The organism is Chryseobacterium sp. Marseille-Q3244 (genome assembly GCF_940807095.1).
Taxonomy (GTDB): Bacteria; Bacteroidota; Bacteroidia; order Flavobacteriales; family Weeksellaceae; genus Chryseobacterium.
The window spans coordinates 230,412-252,016 of the sequence record NZ_CALNWX010000005.1 but is presented as its reverse complement, the minus strand read 5'-3'; the positions used below and the strand labels follow the sequence as shown (position 1 = coordinate 252,016).

The window sequence follows — 21,605 nt, the reverse complement described above, 5'->3', positions numbered from 1 at the left end:
TAAAGACTGTCTCATTTTGTTTTCAATATACCGTATCCAATTTATCGGTTGACTATTACTTGAGAATTAAGTAGGGTTTTGAACTTTCTCAGGTGCTTTCATCAGAATAATACTTCCAATCAGTAATGAAAAACAGCTTGCTATCCAAAGAAAATATCCCGGACCATATCCGGTTATGGGGAATTTGTGCCCAGCTTCATTCACTGTAATTTCTCCTACAGATAAATAGCAAAATGTAAGACCAAAGGCGATCAGGCTGAGTACAGCAGATATTTTTATTTGTTTTAATAATAGAAAAAAAGCTCCGATAAAAAGTAAAGGATTAGCCAGCCATGCTATTCCGCCACCATCCATTTCTGCCCAACCTAACAATGCACAGGCTAATCCACTCATTTCATGTCCTTTTGCATACACTGCGGTGAAAGGAAGTGAGGCGAGATAAAGAATAAGACATATTAATAAGATAAGATTTGATTTTTTCATGGTGTTCCGGTTTTTATTCTATTAAATTACTGTTGTCAATAAGACTCTGAGGAAGGTCTTTTTTATTTTTTATACCTAATGATTTTAGTTTTTGAGTCTGGATCACAAGGTTGTCGTTTCCTGTGTAAAGCTGTTTGTAAGCATCATTGTAAACGTTTTTGGCAAGATCAAGATTTCGTCCTACTTTTTCAAGGTTATCCACAAATCCTACGAATTTATCATATAACCGGGCTCCTCTTTCAGCAATTTCAAGGGCATTTTTGTTTTGATATTCACGTTTCCAAAGGTCAGCAATTAGTTTTAAAGAAGTAATCAGGTTGCTTGGGTTCAAGAGCAAAATTCTTCTTTCATAAGCGTAGTTCCAAAGGTCTTGGTCTGCCTGCATGGCTGCAATATATGCCGGTTCACTCGGAATGAACATCATAACAAAATCCAAAGATTTTCCGTAATCATCATACGCTTTCTGACTAAGCTGTGTAATGTGATTTTTGATGGAACCCAAATGTTGATTAAGCTTCATCATATATACATCCTGATCGGTTTCATCTATCAATTCTGTAAATGCAGTAAGGGAAACTTTAGAATCAATGATGACATTTCTTTCATCGGGGTATTTTACAACGGCATCCGGTCGCATCTTCTTACCGGAAAATTCAGAGAACAAAGCTTTATTGTCTTCATCACGAAGTTCATGTTCCAGAAAATATTCTCTTCCTTTTACCAATCCGGACTTTTCAAGGATGCTTTCAAGAATCATCTCACCCCAATTTCCCTGGGTTTTACTTTCACCCTTCAGCGCTCTGGTTAATTTTTTGGCATCTTCGGAGATTTGTTGGTTCAGTTCGGCAAGTTCTTTTACTTTTTCAGCCAAAGAGAAACGTTCTTTATTTTCCTTTTCATAGGCTTCATTCACTCTGTTTTTTAAATCTGTAATCTTTTCCTGAAAGGGTTCAAGGATATTTTTTAGATTATTCTGATTTAAAGTGGTGAATTTCTCTGTTTTTTCTTCCAATATCTTATTGGCCAGATTTTCAAATTGCAGTTTGGAAGCTTCCTGTATTTTAGTGATCTCTTCTTTTTGAGTATTCAGCAATTTCTGAAGACTGTCATTTTGTGCAGAAAGTTCAGAATTTTTAGCAAAGAAATCCTGTTTCTCAGCAATAAGATTTTCAATCTGGAAATCCTGTTTCAGCATTAGTTGTTTTTGATCCTGAAACTGACTGTTTAATGAGGAATGCTGAGCAGAGAGCTTGGCAAATTCATTTTTCAGATCGTTCAGAAGATCCTGCTGCTGGATATTGAGATCCTTTTCTTTATTGAGATGCTGGTTAAGTTCCTGGATCTTTGTGTTCGAGTTTTCAAGATCTGATTTGTTTTTAATATGCAAGAAATTAAGTTCATCATAAGAGCTTCTTGAAACCGTTGAAGATTTCAAGGCAAAATATAAAATAATGGCTCCCAGGACTCCGCCCACAATACATCCAATAATTAAATAGGTCATCTCCATTCTTCAAAATTAGGAAAAAAGGCTGGAAGTTAATACTGAATAATAAATTTCCGGAAGGCGTTTTACATTACCATAAGCTATTCTTTTAATCTCTGAAAAAATCTTTGCTTCCTTCCTCTGGCTTCCTTTCTTCAATCATTATCCCTATATTTATGGGAAATTTCAGAGACATTATGAATATCTTATTGGTAGAGGACGATCAGAGAATTAGCAGCTTCCTGTTGAAAGGACTTTCTGAAGCCGGCTATACGATGACGCTTGCAGATTCTGGTGAAAAAGCCAGGGAAATTCTTCATACCTATGATTTTGATATAATATTAATGGATATTATGCTCCCCGGATTGGATGGAATGCAGCTTACACAGATCATAAGGTTTAAAGGAAATTATACTCCGATTTTAGTGTTAAGTGCATTAAATAGTCCGGATGATAAAATTAAGATGTTGGATCTGGGAGCGGATGATTACTTATCCAAACCATTTCATTTCGAAGAATTGATCTCCAGAATTAAAGCGTTGACAAGAAGGAATAAATTAAGCTATCAGAAAGAAGACCAGTATCTGTCTTGTGGCAATATTAGAATTGATACGGATCTTCATAAAGTCACCCAAAATAATACGGAAATCGAATTTTCTCCTACAGAATACAAGCTTTTTACTTTTCTTATGGAGAATAAAAACAAGGTGTTGAGCAGAACTCAGATTTTGCATAACGTCTGGGGCATCGATTTTGACAGTGCAACCAATGTGGTAGATGTTTACATTTCCTACGTTCGTAACAAAATTGACGAATCGGAACAGAAAATTATTCATACTGTAAAAGGAACAGGATATTTAATTAAAGATTAGTATGACGCTCAGGAACAGGTTTACCCTTATTTCCAGCCTTTCGTTCGGCATTGTTTCTATCATCATATCTGCGGTGATATTTTTTGCCTATTATGATAGTACGAAGATTTTTTATTTTGAAAAACTTCGGAATACTGCCCTGATTTCTGCCATTTATTATCTTGAAAAAGACGAATTACCTAAAGACAGGCACGCCCAGATTAAACAGGAATATAAACATCTTATTCAGAATAATCAGGTAGCCGTTTATAACCAGAATAATGAAGTAACATTTGGGCAAAACCTGAATGATAAAAATATTAAAGCGTCTCACTTACAAGCGGCCAGAAATAATAAGGGAACTCAGTTTATGTCTGATAATCAGTTCTACTATGGAATTTTCTATCCTGATAATCAGGGTGATTTTGTAGTTTTTGTAAAGTCTCCCAATGATTCATTTCAATCACAGATCTGGAGGCTTTCGATCATTATGCTTTCTGTGTTGATTATTGGGCTTTTGGCAATTTATTTTTTAAGCCGTTATCTTTCAAAGGTGGTATATAAGCCTATTTCTAATGTAGTAGAACGTATTAATAAGGTGGATTATAATAATATCTCTACTGCTATTACTTCCACCAATACCAATGATGAGATTGAAGATCTGATCAAGTCTTATAATAAATTGCTGGGACGAATTTCTGAAAATGTTCTGCTGCAACAAAACTTTATCAACTATGTTTCTCACGAATTTAAAACTCCTTTAGCAGCTATTTCCGGAAACCTGGAAGTATTTGCTCAAAAAGACCGTACTCCCGAAGAATATAAAAAAGTGGCGAAGGAATCTTTGGATAACGTGTATGAGATTGAAAATATTCTCAATAACCTTTTATTGATGTCCGGGATGACAAAACTTGAATCTTCCCACAAACAGGTAAGAATAGATGAGCTTATCTGGAAGATCTATGAAAAACTGGAGCCTAGGGCAAAAGAAAATCACTCCCATATTAAAATACAACTTCAGGTTCCAAAACCTGCTTTATTAGAATTTCCCGGGAATGAGACTCTCCTCTATTTGGCTTTATATAATATTGTAGAAAATGCAATCAAATATTCTTATGGGCATCCTGTAGAAATTATCTTATCGGAAAAGAATAATCAATTGAATATTGAAGTGAAGGATCAAGGAAAAGGGATTCCTGCAAATGACCTTGTAAAGATTACAGAAACGTTTTACAGAGGGAAGAATGTGGATTCAATTAAGGGGAGTGGCATTGGGTTATCGTTATCAAAAAGCATTTTTGATCACCATCATATTATTATGAAAATTGATTCTACAATAGATGTGGGTACGGATGTCCTGCTTGTATTTCCAGCTAATTTCTAAAATTGCAAAATTTTTTAGGTTTTGGCTAAAGCCAATCGAATCCTTATTTGAATATAAACCTACTAAAGTCCGTTTCTCTTGATGTAAATTTCCCATAGATTCCACGAATTTTCACAGAGGGTTATGGATGCATTTTTAGGGGAATATAAATCCTGTCATTTGTGAATGCATTCATGTCATTTGTGTTTAAAAATCTGCTTAATTTATATGATCTGTGAGTGTTTTAAAACGGATCTCTACCTGTTCTAATCAAACTCTAATGTTGGTCTAATTGAATTTTAATTTCATTCGAAATTAGCTCTAATATTAGGAGAATAGCTTTGTGGTCTTAAAATAAGAGACCTTGAAGAAGATTTTTTTTACACTATTTTATATTCATTGTTTCAGTTTCTTTTCAGCACAGATTTCAGATACCCTGAAGATCAGCAGAAAGGAAGCTGAAACCATTTTTCTGACCAATAACCTAGATCTTATTGCTCAGAAATTAGAGATTTCTCAGGCTGAGGCCAGAGCTCTTCAGGCCAAATACTGGCCCAATCCTAAATTAAGTATCAGTGAAGTAAACCTTTGGAGAACCTATGATATTGAAGAACAGCCTGCCCTGATCGGAAACTGGGGGAAGAACACTCAAATTTCTGCTGAAATAGAGCAGGTGATCCAGACCGCAGGGAAAAGACGGAAAAATATCGAACTGCAAAAAATAGAAGTAGAAGGTGAAAAATATGAATTACAGGAAGTATTGCGTGAGCTCAAAAAGACTTTAAGGAACTCGATTACTGAAATTCAATACAATCAGGAACAGCAGAAGATTTATCAAGGGCAAATTGCTTCTATCGAAAAATTAACAAGATCCTATAACAATCAATTGACCTTGGGAAATATCAGTAAGGCTGAATATATCCGTTTGAAGGCTCAGGAAATTGAATTCAAGAAAAAGCTGGTTTCATTGAAGCAGGAAATAGAAGATCAACAGGCTGAACTAAAGGCTTTGCTGATGATTCCATCTCACTCGTATCTTGTTATTTCAGATTCATTTGCAATGCCGGAAAAACAGCTTTCAGAAATCGAACTGGCACAATGGATGGAAAAAGCAAAAGAAAACCGTCCGGATATCCTGATCGCTAAAAATAAAGAGAAACATGCTGCCAAGAATCTTGAAATTCAAAATGCGATGAAAACTCCTGATGTAGCTGTTTCAATAGGCTATGACCGCGGAGGTAACATTATGAAAGATTTTATTGGATTAGGAGTTTCGGTTGACCTTCCCATCTTCGACAGAAATAAAGGAAATATTCAGGAAGCCAGGCTTGAAATCGAGAAAAGTAAAAATGAAACCCGTAAAAATCAGCTAAAATCTGAGAATGAAATTGTTTCCGTTTTCAGAAACTATATCCGTACCCAACAGGTCTCAGAGGAAATTGATGATACTTACGAGTCCACCCTGGATGGCTTATTGGTGAGCCATGAAAAGAACTTCAGACTAAGGAATATCAGTATGTTGGAGTATATGGATTTTCTGGATACTTATATCGGTAATAAAATGATCATTCTGGATACTAAAAAAGAACTTAATCAATACTTTGAAAACCTGCAATACGTTGTAGGACAGGATTTATAAATGACCATTCAGCATGGCCTTAAAATATATGAACATCTACTTATGAAAATGAACACTACTAAATATATCGCAGTAATTTATCTGTCCGCTATGGTAACACTTACGGGGTGTAAAGATCAGAAGCAGGGCAACGAAGTTGAAAAAGGATATTGTATCAGCAAAGAACTTAAAAAAGATATTAAACTGGCTAAGGCAGAAATGCTTCCTATTGAAGAAAGCATTACCCTTACTGGAGAAGTGGAGAGCAATTCTGATAAAACAGTTCCCTTTGTAAGCCTTGTGGACGGAGTAGTTACCGATACGTATTTTTCTCTTGGAGATTATGTGAAAAAAGGACAGATTCTGGCGACTGTAAAAAGTACGGCTGTTAATGAAATGCAGGATGACACTCAAACATTGCAGGCTCAGCTTGCCGTAGCTAAGAGAAAACTGTCTTCTGTAGAAGCAATGTATAAAGATGATATTGCCTCTCAGAAAGATCTTCAGGAAGCAAGAGCAGAGGTAACAATTTTGCAGTCCAATATTTCTAAAACCCAAAAGAATATGCAATTGTATTCTGCGGGAGGAAGCAATCTTCAGATCAAAGCTCCTGCGGATGGTTATGTAATCAACAAAAATATTTCTAAAGGGATGCCTGTAACTGCAGGTGGTGACCAGCTTTTTACCATTTCCAATCTGGATAAGGTCTGGGTCATGGCAAATGTGTATGCTACCAATATGAGACATGTTTATGTAGATCAGCCGGTAGTAGTGAAGACTTTAGCGTATCCGGATGATAGTTTTTCAGGAAAGATCAACAATATCTCTCAGGTTTTTAATGAAAATGAAAGAGTACTGAAAGCGAAGATCATTATGGATAATAACGGAATGAAACTAAGACCGGGAATGTCTGCAGATGTTGTATTGCCGATTAATTCCCAAAATAAAAGTGCTTTGGCTATTCCTGCGAAAGCTTTGATCTTCGATAATAATCAAAGCTATGTAGTAGTATATAAAAAAGACTGTGAGTTGGAAATAAGGCCTGTTACGGAGATTGCCTCAAACAGTCAATATATCTATGTAGAAGGAAATCTGAAACAGGGAGAAAATGTAATCGCTTCCAATGGATTGTTAATTTATGAGAACCTGAAAAACCAATTAAATAATTCTAAGAAGTAATGCGAAAATTTGTACAGAATATAGTTTCCTTCTCTTTGAAAAATTCTTTGATTGTTCTTTTAGGAACTTTCATGTTGTTGCTTGGAGGAATCTATTCTTATATACACACTCCGATTGAAGCCTTCCCGGATGTTACCAATACCAGGGTAAGAGTAATCACCCAATGGCCGGGAAGAAGTGCCGAAGAAATAGAAAAGTTTGTCACATTGCCCATTTCCAAGGAAATGAATGCTATTCCGAATAAAACTTCGGTGAGATCTATTTCCTTGTTCGGATTATCAGTGGTAACAGTGATTTTTGATGACCATGTCAATGACTTTTATGCGCAGCAGTATGCATCTAATAAACTGGGGAATGTAAATCTTCCTGCCGGCGCAGAATATAGCATTGAGCCTCCATCCGGAGCAACTGGTGAAATTTACCGCTATATCATTAAAAGTAAATTGCCGATTAAAGAAGTCACGGCTATTCAGGATTGGGTGGTAGAAAGAGAATTACTGGCTGTTCCTGGAGTTGCTGATGTGGTAAGCTTTGGTGGCGAAGAAAAAACATATGAAATAAAAATTAATCCTACGGAATTACACAATTACGACCTTTCCCCCCTGGATGTGTATGAAGCAGTTTCGAAGAGTAATATTAATGTAGGAGGTGATGTTGTGGCCAAAGGAGATCAGGCTTATGTAGTAAGGGGGATCGGTCTTTTAGAGAAGAAGGATGACATTGAAAATATTCAAATTGAAGTAAAAGGTTCTACTCCTATTTTGGTAAAGCATGTTGCTGAAGTTAAAGTGTCGGCAAAACCGAGATTAGGACAAGTAGGATACAATAAGGAAAATGATGTAGTGGAAGGCATTGTCATCATGCTTCGTGGAGAAAATCCAAGTGAGGTGATCGCAAGACTTAAAGACAGAATAGAACAGTTAAATGGTGGAGAATTACCTGGAGATGTTCAGATTGTACCGATCATTGACCGTACAGAACTAGTAAATACAACGGTTCACACGGTTTCCAAAAACCTGATTGAAGGAGTTATTCTGGTTTCCATTATTGTATTCATTTTCCTGTATAACTGGCGAACAACATTTATTGTAGCATCAGTGATTCCGCTGGCTTTTCTTTTTGCCATTATTATGCTGAAAATTCAGGGGCTTCCGGCCAACCTTATTTCTATGGGAGCCCTGGACTTTGGACTATTACTGGAAGGAACGCTCGTCATCGTTGAACATGTATTTGTCGCCCTCGAGCTGAAAGCCAAGAAGATCGGATTAAAGAGATTTAATAAAATTTCCAAACTGGGAATTATTAAGAAAAGTGCAGGAAGTGTAGCAAGCTATATTTTCTTTGCTTTACTAATCTTAATTGTAGCGCTGATGCCCATCTTCTCTTTCCAGAAAGTGGAAGGGAAAATGTTTTCTCCTTTAGCATTTACATTGGGATATGCCTTATTAGGATCTTTGATTTTAAGTTTGACATACGTTCCGGCAATGTGTAAGCTTTTATTAACTAAAAATATTGAGGAAAAAGAAAACTTCATCTCAAGATTCTTTAGAGTAAACATTTACAGAATCTATGAATTCAGTATTCGTCATAAAAAAGGATTTGTTGTCGGTTTTATCGCTTTACTTGCCATTTGCGGGTGGAGATTTTCAAACTACGGTTCGGAATTCTTACCTAAACTGAATGAAGGAGCTATTTATGTACGTGCTACGCTTCCCAATAGTGTAAACCTGGATGAATCTGTTCGTTTGACTAAAGAGATGAAGGAGATTTTGATGAAATATGATGAAGTAAAATTTGTAATGACTCAAACCGGCCGTCCTAATGACGGAACAGACCCTACAGGATTCTTTAATATCGAATTTAATATCCAGCTGAAACCGGAAAACGAATGGAAGAAAAAAATATCCAAGGATGAACTTCTTGAAGAGATGAGAGTTTCCCTTGAAAAATATCCGGGAATAAACTTTGGATTTAGCCAGCCGATTCAGGATAATGTGGAGGAATATGTAGCAGGGGTAAAAGCGCCGCTGGTGATTAAAATATTCGGGAATGATTTATTTGAACTTGAAAATTATGCCAATAAAGTAGCCAATTCTATCAGAACGGTTCCGGGAATTTCAGATGTGAATGTATTTAAAAATATTGGACTTCCTGAATTGAGGATACAGCTTCACGATTCAAAAATGGCAAAATACGGAGTGTCTACAGCAGATGCCCAGGCGGTAATTGAAATGACCATTGGCGGACAGGCGGCTACTAAGTTCTATGAAGAAGAAAGAATGTTTGATGTGATGCTCAGATTCGAAAAAGAATATCGTGATACGCCGGAAAAAATGGGGAATATTCTGATCCCGACACAGGATAATAAAAAAGTTCCATTGAAAGAAATAGCAACCATTGATTATCATACCGGACCTTCATTTATTTACAGAGAAGGGAACAGTAGATATATTGGTGTAGGATTTAATATTGAAGGACGAGATCTGGGAAGTACCATTAAAGAAGCTAAAGAAAAAGTAGAGAAAGAAGTCAAGCTTCCGAAAAGTCATAAAATGACATGGGCCGGTGAGTTCGAAAGTAAAGAAAGAGCGGCGAAGCAATTAGCGATGGTAGTTCCTATTTCACTTGTACTTATTTTGATGTTGCTGTATTTCAACTTTGGGAATGTAAAAGATACATTGATCTCTTCTATTACATTAGCATTTGCATTCATTGGAGGGTTTCTATCCCTGTGGTTTACAGGAACCATCTTTGGAATTTCTGCAGGAATCGGATTCATCATCCTTTTTGGAGTAGCTACTATTGATGGGATTGTTCTGATTGGAGTGATGAAAGAAAATCTTCAGAACAGAATGTCACTCAGAGATTCCATTGCTGAAGGAGTTAAAAGCAGGATCCGTCCGGTGGTGATGATTGCGCTGATGGGATCTATGGGACTTCTTCCGGCAGCAATGTCCAATGGAATGGGCTCTGAAATTCAAAAACCTTTGGCTATTATGATTGTAGGTGGATTAATTATCTGTATGATGCTCTCATTTACCATATTACCGATTGTGTTCTATTATGCCTATCGTAAAAAGCATAAAGAGACCTTATAGTTTCTTTTTATTTGTTCATTATTTGGCCGGGATCCGTGAGGAAGATCCTGGCCTTTTTGTTTTAGCTTAAACTGTTTTTGTTGATTCCAGTATTTCAATATTCTTCACAATATCAGAACTTTCACATTTCTTCAGTTCTTTAAGTAAGGGAGGAGTAAGAATTTTTGGATTCAAAATTTGTGTAGCCACCTTTGCAGCTGCATAATCTACGATATTAATAACCTGTTCTCTTAAAAAATTAGGGGTATTGGATGCAATCACTGCTGTTGCCCATGAAGTATCTCTGGCTTTGGATATCGCAAAATCTAGTACAGCGTTATCTTTTCCGTTAGACAGCTTATCGATGAGGTTGACGGGATAACATATTTTGTTCAGGGAATCCTGAACTTTCTGATTAATAGAAGCAATAACAGTATTGATATTTTCAAAATCCTTTTTTAGTGGGTTAATCTTCCGGTAGGGCATAATAGTCGCTGCAGAAATCCCCAGATCCAGATTAATATGTGCATTCATCCCCAGAAAAATATGCTGTAAAATCAGAAGATCTTTATTTTTGGTGGCTTCAAAGGCAATATACCAGGTATTAGTACACTTTTTACCATTACTGTAGTTTTCCCATGCTTCCAGGTAGCGTTGTGCAAAAGCAATATCCAGCGTTGTCATTCGGGGATTATCTTCAAATTTCTTTTGTTGAATTCCTTTTAAAACATGGGCCGTCATAATGCGATAAGTACAGGCGAAATATCCAGCCGGACTTTTGTTTTCTTTGCACCAGATGATAATCTCATCTAGTCTTTTCAAGACTTCTTCGATGGTTTTCATGGTAGGTTTTGTTTATTTAAAGATAATAAAAACCTGCAATCAGTGGTATATGGCTTTGGAGATTCGTAGAATAGCTTTATATTCATGAAAAAAGTGAGCAGTAAGCTCACTTTATTTCTCAGGTTATGGAGTGATTACAATCGGATCCGGAAAAGGTTCAAGAACCAGAGGCTTACACATCGCAGCCGGTTCACATCTTCCACCCATGCATACAAAATTAGTCATAGTGGTTGAGCCGTCAGGGCATCTGATCATACCTTCACCAGGACATCCTCCGGGACATTCTGGTAGATGTAAATACCCGCCGAATACATCTTTCAGTTCTGTTCTTGAAAGTTTTGATACGTTCATTTTTTTCATGGAATTAATTTTTTTTGTTAATGCTAACTTTCTTACAATCAGTTTGTAAGTTTTTTCTTTTGATTAGACTAAAATAATGAAAATATTTCTTTTTTTAATCATAGTGGTTTGAAACGTAAATATTTAAGGAAATAAATTGTATATTTATTTCCAATTAATGAGAAATAAAAAGAGGAATCCGAAAATCTTAAAGAGTAGGAAATTAAAACTAAACTAAATACCTATGAAAAATTTAAAAAACTTAAACAGACAAGAGTTGAAAACTGTTTTAGGAGGTGCTGCAGCTGTATGCCTGGTACCAGTGGATGGAGGAAGCTGCCCGGCAGGCTATACATTCTGTAGCAATCCTTATTGTTGCTATCCGCCGAGAAAACCATTTATTTGTATGGACTAACAATAAAAAATCCCTCAATTGAGGGATTTTGCTTTATTCTTTAAGGATTCTCTTTTGAAATTTCATCATGATGTTTCAGGTATAGCGGTAAGGCTGCGGAGCCATACCAAGGGAAAATTTCATAACTGAAAATTCCAGCCTGAACTGCAGGGTCAGTTTTTACCCACTGCTCGGCTTCTTCTTTAGATTTTGTATTGAAAATAAACATTCCACGGTAGTTTTCTTTATTTTTTTCAAGGAAAGGACCTGCGACCACAATTTTTCCTTCATGAGCCAGTTTACCAATGTTTTCCATGTGTCCTTTCATTAAAGTTCCCATTTTGGTTTTATCTTCAATTTTTGCAGTACCGGTTGTCAGCATCACAATAGTATAAGGTTTCATGCCATATTGATCTGCTCCCAATGAAGCAGCCAATTCCTGATTGAACTTCGGTTTTTCATTTTTTTTGTCCTGAGCGAAAGATAACACAGAAAAGAGGAGGGAAGGGATAAGTAATGTTCTTGATATCATATTGCTTTGTTTTGATAAATATAATAAAACCCTGTAAATTGATGAGACTTCGATTTCAAATGATGATGTGATACAAAAAAACCTCGATGGTTACGAGGTTATATCTAATAGATTTGATGAGGTTATATCAATCTTTTATTCTTAAAAATTCTTTGGCCAATTCAATCATTTTAGGATCACCGGTATATTTTCCGCGCTCATCAGAAAGTTTCACCGTTGGAATCCATTCCTTGTTGGGAGCTTGTACACCAATAAGTTTCATTACGATATTCATTGGCTTTAATCCCACATCGTTCGTAAGGTTAGTTCCTATTCCGAAAGAAATACCTATTTTTCCTCTGCAGTAGCTTGTGATTTCTTCCACCTTTTCAAGATTTAAGGCATCAGAGAAAATGATATATTTAAACATTGGATTGATGCCGTTTTTCTGATAATGCGCAATGGTTTTATCTGCAAACTCCAACGCATCACCACTGTCATGACGTACTCCATCAAAAAGTTTTGCGAATTTTTTATCGAATTGCTGGAAGAAAACATCCGTAGTGTAAGTGTCAGAAAGGGCTACTCCCAAATCACCTCTGTAAACATCTACCCAATGTTCCAAAGCCAGTTCATTAGCCATTTTGAAACCATATTCAGCAGCATGGAACATAAACCACTCGTGAGCATGGGTTCCGATTGGCTTCACTCCATATTTCATCGCAAAATGAACATTGGAACTTCCGATGAAAGTAGAATCTTTTTTCTGTGTTAAGGCTTCCATGACTAAATTCTGTACTTTATAGGAATGTCTTCTACGGGTCCCGAACTCAGCAAATGTTACTCCCAGTCTGCCTAAAGAATCTGCTTTCTCAAGGGTTTTGCTCATTACCACTTCATTAGAATCTCTCTCCATATGGTTCATTTCATAGTGCAGCTCACTGATGATTGCCAATAGAGGAACTTCCCAAAGAATTGTTCTGTACCAAAGACCTTCAACAATTACGGAAAGATCTCCACCTTCCTGGTGAATTTTCACTTCAGACGGATCAAAATGATAGCCTTCAAGGAAATCAAGATAGGGAAGATCAATATAAGGACACGTTCTGGCCATGAATTTCTTTTCATCCTTGGTAAGTTTAAGTTCAGCCATTTTATTAACAGCTTCCTTTAATGCTATATCAAAACCTTCCGGAAAATGATGTTTCCCTCTGTTGATGAATTCATATTTAACAATAGAACTAGGAAAAAGTTTTACCACAGCATTTTGCATGGTTATTTTATAGAAATCGTTATCCAGTATAGAATTTAGTCTTACGTCGTTCATAATATGTGTAATTTTAACGCAAATATAAAAATTAAAAATAAAATCGCCTAAATGTAAGGCGATTTTTTTGAAATATTTTGATGAACCTATCGGTTTATTTCCCCAAATAAGAATTGTACATCCAAACTTCTTTCTCCTGTTCGGTAATGTAGTCACTCATCTGAGAGTTGGTACCTTCATCCCCAGCCTTATCTGTAATATCTAAAAGCTCTCTCTGTAGGTCAATAACAACTTTGAATGAGCTTAGAATTTGCTCAACACTTTTGTTTCCGTCCGTTACTTCTTTGCTTTCTTTGATGGTGGCTACTTTTAAATAATCAGAGTAGTTGTGGGCAGGAATAGCCCCTAATGTCAGAATTCTTTCTGCAATTTCATCAATTTTTAAAACTAAGCTATTGTAAAGTTCTTCAAACTTCGGGTGAAGGGTAAAGAACTGGTCCCCTTTAATATTCCAGTGAGAACCTCTGGTGTTCTGATAAAAAATAGAATAGTTGGCTAAAAGTGCATTTAATTTTTCTGCTATTTTCTTGCAGTCGGCTTCTTTAAGCCCTATAATACTAGCGTTTTTCATAAGTTTATCTTTTTATATATCTCAAAGTTACGAAATATCGTGCCGAATAGCCCGGGATATCAATAGATGATAACTATAAGAAAATTTTTTAAAATAGTTTGGAAGTATTAATATTGCAAATGATGAAGGCTATGCGTGGGGATAGGAAGGTGATAGCTGAAATCATAGGCTGAATTTATCAGCTGAATAATTAATGTTTATATTTAATTTTAAAATGGGAATAGTCCGAAATATAGGTGTACGAAGCTTCTTGCTGTCTTTTATCTTTTTTTTCTCAGTTTGTTTATTATATTATATCAATTCTATTCTGAAAACTGACGGACACTATGTCTATCTTTTGGATGATGCATACATTCATCTTGCAATGGCAAAGAATTTTGCATTCTATGAAGTATGGGGGATGACAAGATATCAGTTTTCTTCTACTTCCTCTTCTCCGTTATTTACGTATATTCTTAGTGTACTGATTAAAGTTTTTGGAAACAATGATCAGATTCCGCTGTATTTCAATGTTTTTTTTAGTATTGGAATTCTTTATGTTCTTTCCGAATATTATGCTGAAATTTTTAAAGAAGTTAAAAAAACTGTTTTAGCCATACTTTTTACTGCATTCTTTATTGTACTTCCTTTGAATATTCTTTCAGGAATGGAACATGTTTTTCAGGTGTTCTTGTTTGCGGTTAATATCTTTTGTCTTTCCCGTATTGGTCATAATAAACTTATCCTATTTGGCTTTTATTTCAGTTTGCTGTTGATGGGATTAGTTCGCTTCGAAAGTATGTTTTATTTTGTAATTCTGGCTTTTATGTTTGCCGTTGTCAGAAAATGGAAAGAAGCATTGTTTGTTGTATTGTTGGGCTTCATTCCTATTATAGCATTTTGTGCTTTCAATTATCAGCAGGACGGGTACTTTTTTCCTAACTCAGTATTGGTAAAAGGAACAAAATTAAGTCTTGATGCCAATATATTTGAGCAGGTTAAGGTCATTTTACTGGATAATCTTTTGCTGAATATCAGCTTTTATAAAATAGGAATTTTTCCTCTTTTGTTATGCATGGTGTTTATTTACAGGGACTTTATAAATAAATCGCTAAAAGAAGTAGTGCGGGATAATTTTTTATTAATTGTATTTTCACTGTTGATGATCTGCCATTCTATGTTTGCTGATTTAAAAGGGCATTTACGTTATGAAGCTTATATTCTTACAGGCTTTAGTATGGTATTAATCCCAAAATGTAAAGGACTGTTCTTTAATTGGAAGGATTATATTGTAAAAGAAAAATGGATAAGTCTGTTAGTGGCAGCTAATGTTTTTTTGATGATCTATAAATGTTGGGTTGCTCATCCTATTATGAGCAATGGAGGTAAGAATATTTATGAACAACAGGTACAGTCTGCAAAATTTTTACACCAGTTTTATAATACTTCTAAAGTAGTAGCTAATGATATTGGAGCAGTTTGTTATTATACGGATATTCATTTGCTGGATATTGCAGGTCTTGGATCTGTAGAAACCATTCATTTTAATGAAAATAAAAAATCGTTTGACCAAAAGTTTGGAAACTTTCTTAGCAACTATTGTCTGGATAATAAATATGACATTGCGGTTGTATATGAAGGCTGGCTGCAGGGGTATGTTCCTTCTTATTGGAGAAAAGCAGCCACACTAAAGATTGAAGATAAAGTAACAGTTGCCAGACTGGAAGTTTCCATATATTCTATAGATGTGAAGAATCTTGAACAGTTGAAACAAAATATCAAAAAATTCAATTGGAATAAAAATGTTACGGTTACAATAATAGAATAGATATCAATTACAGCCTCCATTTCCGATGTGTTTTTATTTCTCTTATTGTTGATTTTCGTGTTAAATTCTTAAGGAATAGATAACAATTTGTTAATGAATCCGGAGATTGTGTTTTCTAGCTTTGCACTCGAAATATAAATTTAAAGTAAAAAGCAATGAAGAAGTTTTTCCTGTATTCTATGGTATCATTATTCATGTTCTCATGCAGTAATAATGATGCAGAGGCGCAGATCATCACAGATCCTAAAGTTGAAAGTAAATATCAAACTAAAAACGTTGTACTTTTAGTAGTGGATGGTCCTCGTATTTCTGAAACCTGGGAAGCTCCTAATAAAGAAAACATACCTAACAGGGTAAGTTTATTAAACCAGGGTGTTTTTATCAGCAATTTTAAAAACAATGGAACTACAAACACAAACCCGGGGCATAGTGCCATGTGTTCAGGAGTATATGAGAATATTAAAAATAATGGAACCGAATTGCCAGGGTTTCCATCCGTAATGCAGCAGTGGCTGAAGTTCACAGGAGCAGATAAGACAAAAGCATGGGTCATTGCTTCTAAAGATAAACTTGAAGTTTTAAACGATTGTAAACTAGCAGACTGGAAAGGAAAGTTCCAGCCAAGTGTTGACTGTGGAGTAAGCGGAAACGGATCTGGATATCGTGATGATCTTGTGACCATGACGAAAACCAAAGAAGTGATGGCAAAATATAGTCCGAATGTTATGGTTATCAATCTTAAAGATGTAGATTCTTATGGCCATGCTAATAATTGGAATGAATACATCAAAGCCATTAAAACTACTGATGCTTCGATTAAAGAAATCTGGGATTATATCCAGTCACTTCCTGCTTATAAAGATAAAACAACACTGATCGTTTCTAATGACCACGGAAGACATATAGATGCCAACGGAGGTTTTGCAGAACATGGAGACGACTGTGCAGGATGTAGACATATTGAGTTCTTTGCCATGGGGCCTGATTTTAAAAAGAATACTACGATCAGCACCGGAAACTATGAGCAGATTGACATTGCCAGTACAATGGCTGAACTTTTAGGAGTTCCTAAACAATATATGAAAGGAAAAATAATAAAGGATGCCTTTAAATAAAATTTTGATTTTTTGATACGAACCTCCATTACTTAAAATGTCACAATAACATAAAAGTAATGGAGGTTTTCGGTAGTTTTGAAAAAAAATAAAGAAAATTGATGACGAAATAAAATATCATAACTGCTTGTCAATTAAAAAAATATTACTATTTTTGCAGCCTAAAATAAAAAGCAATTAAATGCCTACTATTCAACAATTAGTAAGAAAAGGAAGAGCCACGCTTGCCAAGAAGAGCAAATCGGCTGCCCTTGATTCTTGTCCACAAAGACGTGGTGTATGTACGAGAGTATATACAACTACACCTAAGAAACCTAACTCTGCACTTAGAAAAGTAGCAAGGGTAAGACTTTCTAACGGTAAAGAAGTTAACGCCTATATCCCGGGCGAAGGACATAATCTTCAAGAGCACTCGATAGTATTGGTTAGAGGCGGAAGGGTGAAAGACCTACCGGGAGTACGTTACCACATCGTAAGAGGTGCATTAGACACCGCTGGTGTAAATGGAAGAACTCAGAGAAGATCTAAGTACGGAGCTAAGAGACCTAAACCAGGACAAGCAGCTGCTGCTCCTGCAAAAGGAAAGAAAAAATAATCATTAAATAAGGTACAGAAGCAATGAGAAAGACAAAAGCGAAAAAAAGACCGTTGTTACCAGATCCGAAATTTAATGATCAATTGGTAACGAGATTCGTAAACAACTTAATGCTAGACGGTAAGAAGTCTATCGCATTCAAAATTTTCTATGATGCATTAGATATCGTAGAAACTAAAAAAGGAGAAACTGAGAAAACAGCCCTTGAAATCTGGAAAGATGCATTAACAAACGTTATGCCTCACGTAGAAGTACGTTCTAGAAGAGTAGGTGGAGCTAACTTCCAGATTCCTATGCCAATCAGAGCTGATAGAAAAATTTCTATGGCAATGAAATGGTTAATTAGCTACTCTAAAAAGAGAAATGATAAGTCTATGGCTTTGAAATTAGCTAATGAAGTTGTAGCTGCTTCAAGAGAAGAAGGTGCAGCTTTCAAAAAGAAATCTGATACTCACAAAATGGCGGAAGCTAACAAAGCTTTCTCACACTTTAAATTCTAATCTGAAATGGGTAGAGATCTTAAATTTACAAGAAATATTGGTATTGCTGCTCACATTGACGCAGGTAAAACTACCACTACTGAAAGGATTTTATTCTATACAGGAGTAAACCACAAAATTGGAGAGGTTCACGATGGTGCTTCTACAATGGACTGGATGGAGCAGGAAGCAGAAAGAGGTATTACTATTACTTCTGCTGCAACTACTTGTTCTTGGAACTTTCCAACAGACCAAGGAAAGCCTGTTGCAGATACTAAGCCTTACCACTTCAACATCATTGATACACCGGGACACGTTGACTTCACTGTAGAGGTAAACAGATCTTTAAGAGTATTAGATGGATTGGTATTCTTATTCTCAGCAGTAGATGGAGTAGAGCCTCAGTCTGAAACAAACTGGAGACTTGCTGACAACTACAAAGTTGCTAGAATGGGATTCGTAAACAAAATGGACAGACAAGGTGCTGACTTCCTTAACGTGGTAAACCAGGTTAAAGATATGTTAGGATCTAATGCAGTTCCAATCGTTTTACCAATCGGTGCTGAAGAAGATTTCAAAGGAGTTGTAGACTTAATTAAAAACAGAGCGATCATCTGGGATGAAGCTGGACAAGGTGCTACTTTCGAGGTAGTTCCAATTCCTGAAGACATGAAAGATGAAGTTCTTGAATATAGAGAAAAATTAGTAGAAGCTGTTTCTGAATATGACGAAACTTTGATGGAGAAATTCTTTGAAGATCCGGATTCAATTACAGAAGAAGAAATCAATGCTGCATTGAGAGCTGCTACTATCGATTTATCTATTATCCCAATGACTTGTGGTTCTTCATTCAAGAATAAAGGAGTACAGTTTATGTTGGATGCAGTATGTAAATACTTGCCTTCTCCATTGGATAAAGATGATATCAAAGGTACTGACCCAAGAACAGACGCTGAAATTACAAGAAAGCCATCTGTAGATGAACCTTTCTCTGCTCTAGCATTTAAGATTGCTACTGACCCATTCGTGGGAAGATTAGCATTCTTCAGAGCATACTCTGGAAGACTGGATGCTGGTTCTTATATCTTGAACACTCGTTCAGGAGATAAAGAAAGAATCTCTAGAATCTATCAGATGCACGCTAACAAGCAAAATCCAGTAGAATATATTGAAGCTGGTGATATTGGTGCTGCTGTAGGATTCAAGTCTATCAAAACTGGTGATACGATGTGTGACGAGAAAAACCCAATCGTTCTTGAATCGATGGTTTTCCCTGATCCGGTAATCGGTATCGCTGTTGAGCCTAAAACTAAAGCTGACCAGGATAAAATGGGTAACGCTCTAGCTAAATTGGCTGAAGAAGATCCAACGTTTACAGTTAGAACTGACGAGGCTTCTGGACAAACGATCATCTCTGGTATGGGTGAGCTTCACTTAGATATCATTGTAGACCGTATGAAGAGAGAATTCAAGGTTGAAGTAAACCAAGGACAACCTCAGGTAGAGTACAAAGAAAACTTAACAAAAGTTGCTCAACACAGAGAAGTTTACAAAAAACAATCTGGTGGTAAAGGTAAATTTGCTGACATTGTATTTGAACTAGGACCTGCAGACGAAGGTAAAGTTGGTTTAGAATTCATCAATGAGATCAAAGGTGGTAACGTTCCTAGAGAATTTGTTCCTGCCATTGAAAAAGGATTTAAAGCTGCAATGAAGAACGGTCCATTGGCTGGTTTCGAAGTTGAAGGTATTAAAGTTACTCTTAAAGATGGATCTTTCCACGCAGTGGATTCTGATGCTCTTTCATTTGAAATGGCTGCTAAATTAGGATTTAAAGAAGCGGGACGTGCTGCTAAGCCAGTAATTATGGAGCCTATTATGAAACTGGAAGTTGTAACTCCGGAAGAATATATGGGTAACATCATTGGTGACCTTAACAAAAGAAGAGGTACAATCAGTGGTCAGGAAGAAAAGAACGGTGCTGTTGTAATCAAAGGTTCAGTTCCACTTTCTGAAATGTTTGGATATGTTACTACTCTAAGAACACTTTCATCAGGAAGAGCTACTTCTTCTATGGAATTAGAGAAGTACCAAGCTACTCCACAAAACGTTGCTGAAGAAATCATAGCTAAAGCAAAAGGTTAATTTTTAAATTAAAGAAATGTCACAAAGAATCAGAATAAAACTAAAATCTTACGATTACAACTTGGTAGACAAGTCTGCTGAGAAAATCGTAAAAACGGTAAAGGCTACTGGTGCTGTTGTAAACGGTCCTATTCCATTACCAACGAACAAGAGAATCTTCACAGTGTTGAGATCTCCGCACGTAAACAAGAAAGCAAGAGAGCAGTTCCAATTATCAGCTCACAAGAGACTAATGGATATCTACTCTTCTTCTTCTAAAACTGTTGATGCTCTAATGAAATTAGAACTTCCTTCAGGTGTAGACGTTGAAATTAAAGTGTGATAACTGCATACTTTGCAATGATTATACAATCCGTTCCTTTTTAGGGACGGATTTTTGTTTTCATTTCCAAAATGATGATCACCTATTTAGTTGAATCCAAATATTATTGATATTTTTGGCTCAAATCTATACCATGAAAAGACTGATATTCTTATTATTCCCTTTACTGCTGAGTGCGCAGACGCATCGTTTTGTATATCTACTACAATATAAAAAAGATTCATTAGCACAGGATTTTACCAAAGCCAATATGATCCTCGATGTCAACCCTGATGATATCAAATTTTATCCATACTCATATGCCCAGACTGATTCTTTGAATAAGGTTCGTGGCCAGAACAGAGCAAGATGGGATGATGATCTTCCTGCTGTTATCAGGAAAAAGGGTTCTTTTGAAAATACTTCATTGATTCTGGTGAATGATTTATTTTCTTTAAAATCCACTGATAAAATGAACTGGAAGTTGTTAAGTGATACAAAAATTGACGGACAATATAATTTGCAGAAAGCAACCACTCGCTTTGGCGGCAGAGAATGGATAGCATGGTTTTGCAAAGACATCAACCTAAGCGAAGGACCTTATAAGTTCCGTGGGCTTCCGGGGCTCATCTTTGAAATAGAAGATACCAATAAGAATTTTATTTTTAAGCTGGCTAAAAGTATGAAGTTTCCCAAGACCTATGAAACACCCTTTCTTGAAAGCTTTGTCGGAAAAAAACCACTTCCTGTAAGTGAAAAAATTATTGCAAAGAAACAATTGGAGCTTTACAACGATCCGTTACACGATGTCGCAGAATCGTTTAAATCCAATACCAATCCCGAGAATACTTTCTGGGTTTCAGGAGTACAGGTTAAAAGCATAGATCAATTGAAAGGGATGTCTGATGAACGTAGAAGAGTAATGCTTCGGGATAATAACCCAATCGAAATTGATAAAGCTATAAAGTACCCTTTGAACTAATATAAAAGAGCAATACATCATACTTTCCATCCCTATTTTAGGGATGGATTTTTTTTTCATGATGGGTATAAATGAAATTGAGATCCATATATGTACATTTTTTTCTTTTTAAAAATTGATAATCATTAAATAGTATGGACGT

Annotated in this window: 20 protein-coding genes; 13 read left to right on the top strand and 7 right to left on the bottom strand. The window is 36.0% G+C overall.

From position 1 onward, the window contains the following. Positions 1-66 precede the first annotated feature (66 nt). On the bottom strand, positions 67-483 hold the full coding sequence (locus NBX25_RS11350; RefSeq protein WP_250253676.1) for a hypothetical protein: 417 nt from the start codon (positions 481-483) through the stop codon (positions 67-69). Positions 484-496: 13 nt separating this feature from the next. After that, on the bottom strand, positions 497-1,984 hold the full coding sequence (locus NBX25_RS11345; protein WP_250253675.1) for a DNA recombination protein RmuC: 1,488 nt from the start codon (positions 1,982-1,984) through the stop codon (positions 497-499). A gap of 179 nt (positions 1,985-2,163) precedes the next feature. Here NBX25_RS11345 and NBX25_RS11340 point away from each other — a divergent pair, with 179 nt between their 5' ends. From NBX25_RS11340 to NBX25_RS11320, 5 genes are all read left to right on the top strand, one after another. Further along, entirely contained in the window at positions 2,164-2,838 is a 675-nt protein-coding gene (locus NBX25_RS11340) for a response regulator transcription factor (RefSeq protein WP_123911789.1), read from the top strand. A 1-nt stretch (position 2,839) separates the two neighbouring features. After that, complete coding sequence (locus NBX25_RS11335) at positions 2,840-4,201, top strand: HAMP domain-containing sensor histidine kinase (protein ID WP_250253674.1); 1,362 nt, start codon at positions 2,840-2,842, stop codon at positions 4,199-4,201. A gap of 343 nt (positions 4,202-4,544) precedes the next feature. Further along, the gene (locus NBX25_RS11330; protein ID WP_250253673.1) at positions 4,545-5,819 is read left to right on the top strand and encodes a TolC family protein; all 1,275 of its coding nucleotides are present in this window, start codon (positions 4,545-4,547) and stop codon (positions 5,817-5,819) included. Positions 5,820-5,861: 42 nt separating this feature from the next. Next, positions 5,862-6,977, top strand: coding sequence for an efflux RND transporter periplasmic adaptor subunit (locus NBX25_RS11325; RefSeq protein WP_123909178.1), 1,116 nt, complete (start codon positions 5,862-5,864; stop codon positions 6,975-6,977). Continuing rightward, complete coding sequence (locus NBX25_RS11320) at positions 6,977-10,075, top strand: efflux RND transporter permease subunit (RefSeq protein WP_250253672.1); 3,099 nt, start codon at positions 6,977-6,979, stop codon at positions 10,073-10,075. Before NBX25_RS11325 ends, NBX25_RS11320 begins: the two co-directional genes overlap by 1 nt. A gap of 66 nt (positions 10,076-10,141) precedes the next feature. Here NBX25_RS11320 and NBX25_RS11315 read toward each other — a convergent pair whose 3' ends face one another. Together NBX25_RS11315 and NBX25_RS11310 are read right to left on the bottom strand one after the other, a co-directional pair. Beyond that, positions 10,142-10,897, bottom strand: a complete 756-nt coding sequence (locus NBX25_RS11315; protein ID WP_250253671.1) for a DUF5995 family protein — start codon at positions 10,895-10,897, stop codon at positions 10,142-10,144. A 123-nt stretch (positions 10,898-11,020) separates the two neighbouring features. Further along, on the bottom strand, positions 11,021-11,257 hold the full coding sequence (locus NBX25_RS11310) for a hypothetical protein (protein WP_123909175.1): 237 nt from the start codon (positions 11,255-11,257) through the stop codon (positions 11,021-11,023). A 223-nt stretch (positions 11,258-11,480) separates the two neighbouring features. On the opposite strand from NBX25_RS11310, the gene NBX25_RS11305 reads away from it, so the two are divergent. Further along, entirely contained in the window at positions 11,481-11,651 is a 171-nt protein-coding gene (locus tag NBX25_RS11305) for a bacteriocin-like protein (protein ID WP_164464414.1), read from the top strand. Between the two features lie 40 nt (positions 11,652-11,691). Here NBX25_RS11305 and NBX25_RS11300 read toward each other — a convergent pair whose 3' ends face one another. The 3 genes from NBX25_RS11300 to NBX25_RS11290 all read right to left on the bottom strand — a co-directional run bounded on the left by NBX25_RS11300 (position 11,692) and on the right by NBX25_RS11290 (position 14,039). Beyond that, positions 11,692-12,162 carry a YciI family protein gene (locus NBX25_RS11300; RefSeq protein WP_250253670.1) on the bottom strand — a complete coding sequence of 157 codons (471 nt, stop codon included), beginning with the start codon at positions 12,160-12,162 and terminating at the stop codon, positions 11,692-11,694. Between the two features lie 127 nt (positions 12,163-12,289). After that, on the bottom strand, positions 12,290-13,468 hold the full coding sequence (gene pncB / locus NBX25_RS11295) for a nicotinate phosphoribosyltransferase (RefSeq protein ID WP_250253669.1): 1,179 nt from the start codon (positions 13,466-13,468) through the stop codon (positions 12,290-12,292). Between the two features lie 94 nt (positions 13,469-13,562). Beyond that, positions 13,563-14,039: a Dps family protein gene (locus NBX25_RS11290; RefSeq protein WP_123858813.1), complete on the bottom strand. Its 477-nt coding sequence runs from the start codon at positions 14,037-14,039 to the stop codon at positions 13,563-13,565. Positions 14,040-14,403: 364 nt separating this feature from the next. Between NBX25_RS11290 and NBX25_RS11285 the strand changes: the two genes are divergently transcribed. From NBX25_RS11285 to NBX25_RS11255, 7 genes are all read left to right on the top strand, one after another. Further along, entirely contained in the window at positions 14,404-15,846 is a 1,443-nt protein-coding gene (locus tag NBX25_RS11285) for a DUF8728 domain-containing protein (RefSeq protein WP_250253668.1), read from the top strand. 155 nt (positions 15,847-16,001) lie between these two features. Next, a complete protein-coding gene (locus NBX25_RS11280; RefSeq protein WP_250253667.1) occupies positions 16,002-16,961 on the top strand; it encodes an alkaline phosphatase family protein in 960 nt (319 codons plus the stop codon). Between the two features lie 181 nt (positions 16,962-17,142). After that, positions 17,143-17,556, top strand: a complete 414-nt coding sequence (gene rpsL / locus NBX25_RS11275; RefSeq protein ID WP_002983146.1) for a 30S ribosomal protein S12 — start codon at positions 17,143-17,145, stop codon at positions 17,554-17,556. Positions 17,557-17,579: 23 nt separating this feature from the next. Further along, positions 17,580-18,056: a 30S ribosomal protein S7 gene (gene rpsG / locus NBX25_RS11270; RefSeq protein WP_034677991.1), complete on the top strand. Its 477-nt coding sequence runs from the start codon at positions 17,580-17,582 to the stop codon at positions 18,054-18,056. 6 nt (positions 18,057-18,062) lie between these two features. Further along, positions 18,063-20,180 (top strand): elongation factor G, encoded by a 2,118-nt coding sequence (fusA, locus tag NBX25_RS11265; RefSeq protein ID WP_123909170.1) that lies wholly within the window; start codon positions 18,063-18,065, stop codon positions 20,178-20,180. 16 nt (positions 20,181-20,196) lie between these two features. Beyond that, the gene (rpsJ, locus tag NBX25_RS11260) at positions 20,197-20,502 is read left to right on the top strand and encodes a 30S ribosomal protein S10 (RefSeq protein ID WP_002661363.1); all 306 of its coding nucleotides are present in this window, start codon (positions 20,197-20,199) and stop codon (positions 20,500-20,502) included. A gap of 133 nt (positions 20,503-20,635) precedes the next feature. After that, positions 20,636-21,463 (top strand): GLPGLI family protein, encoded by an 828-nt coding sequence (locus tag NBX25_RS11255; RefSeq protein WP_250253666.1) that lies wholly within the window; start codon positions 20,636-20,638, stop codon positions 21,461-21,463. Positions 21,464-21,605: the final 142 nt, after the last annotated feature.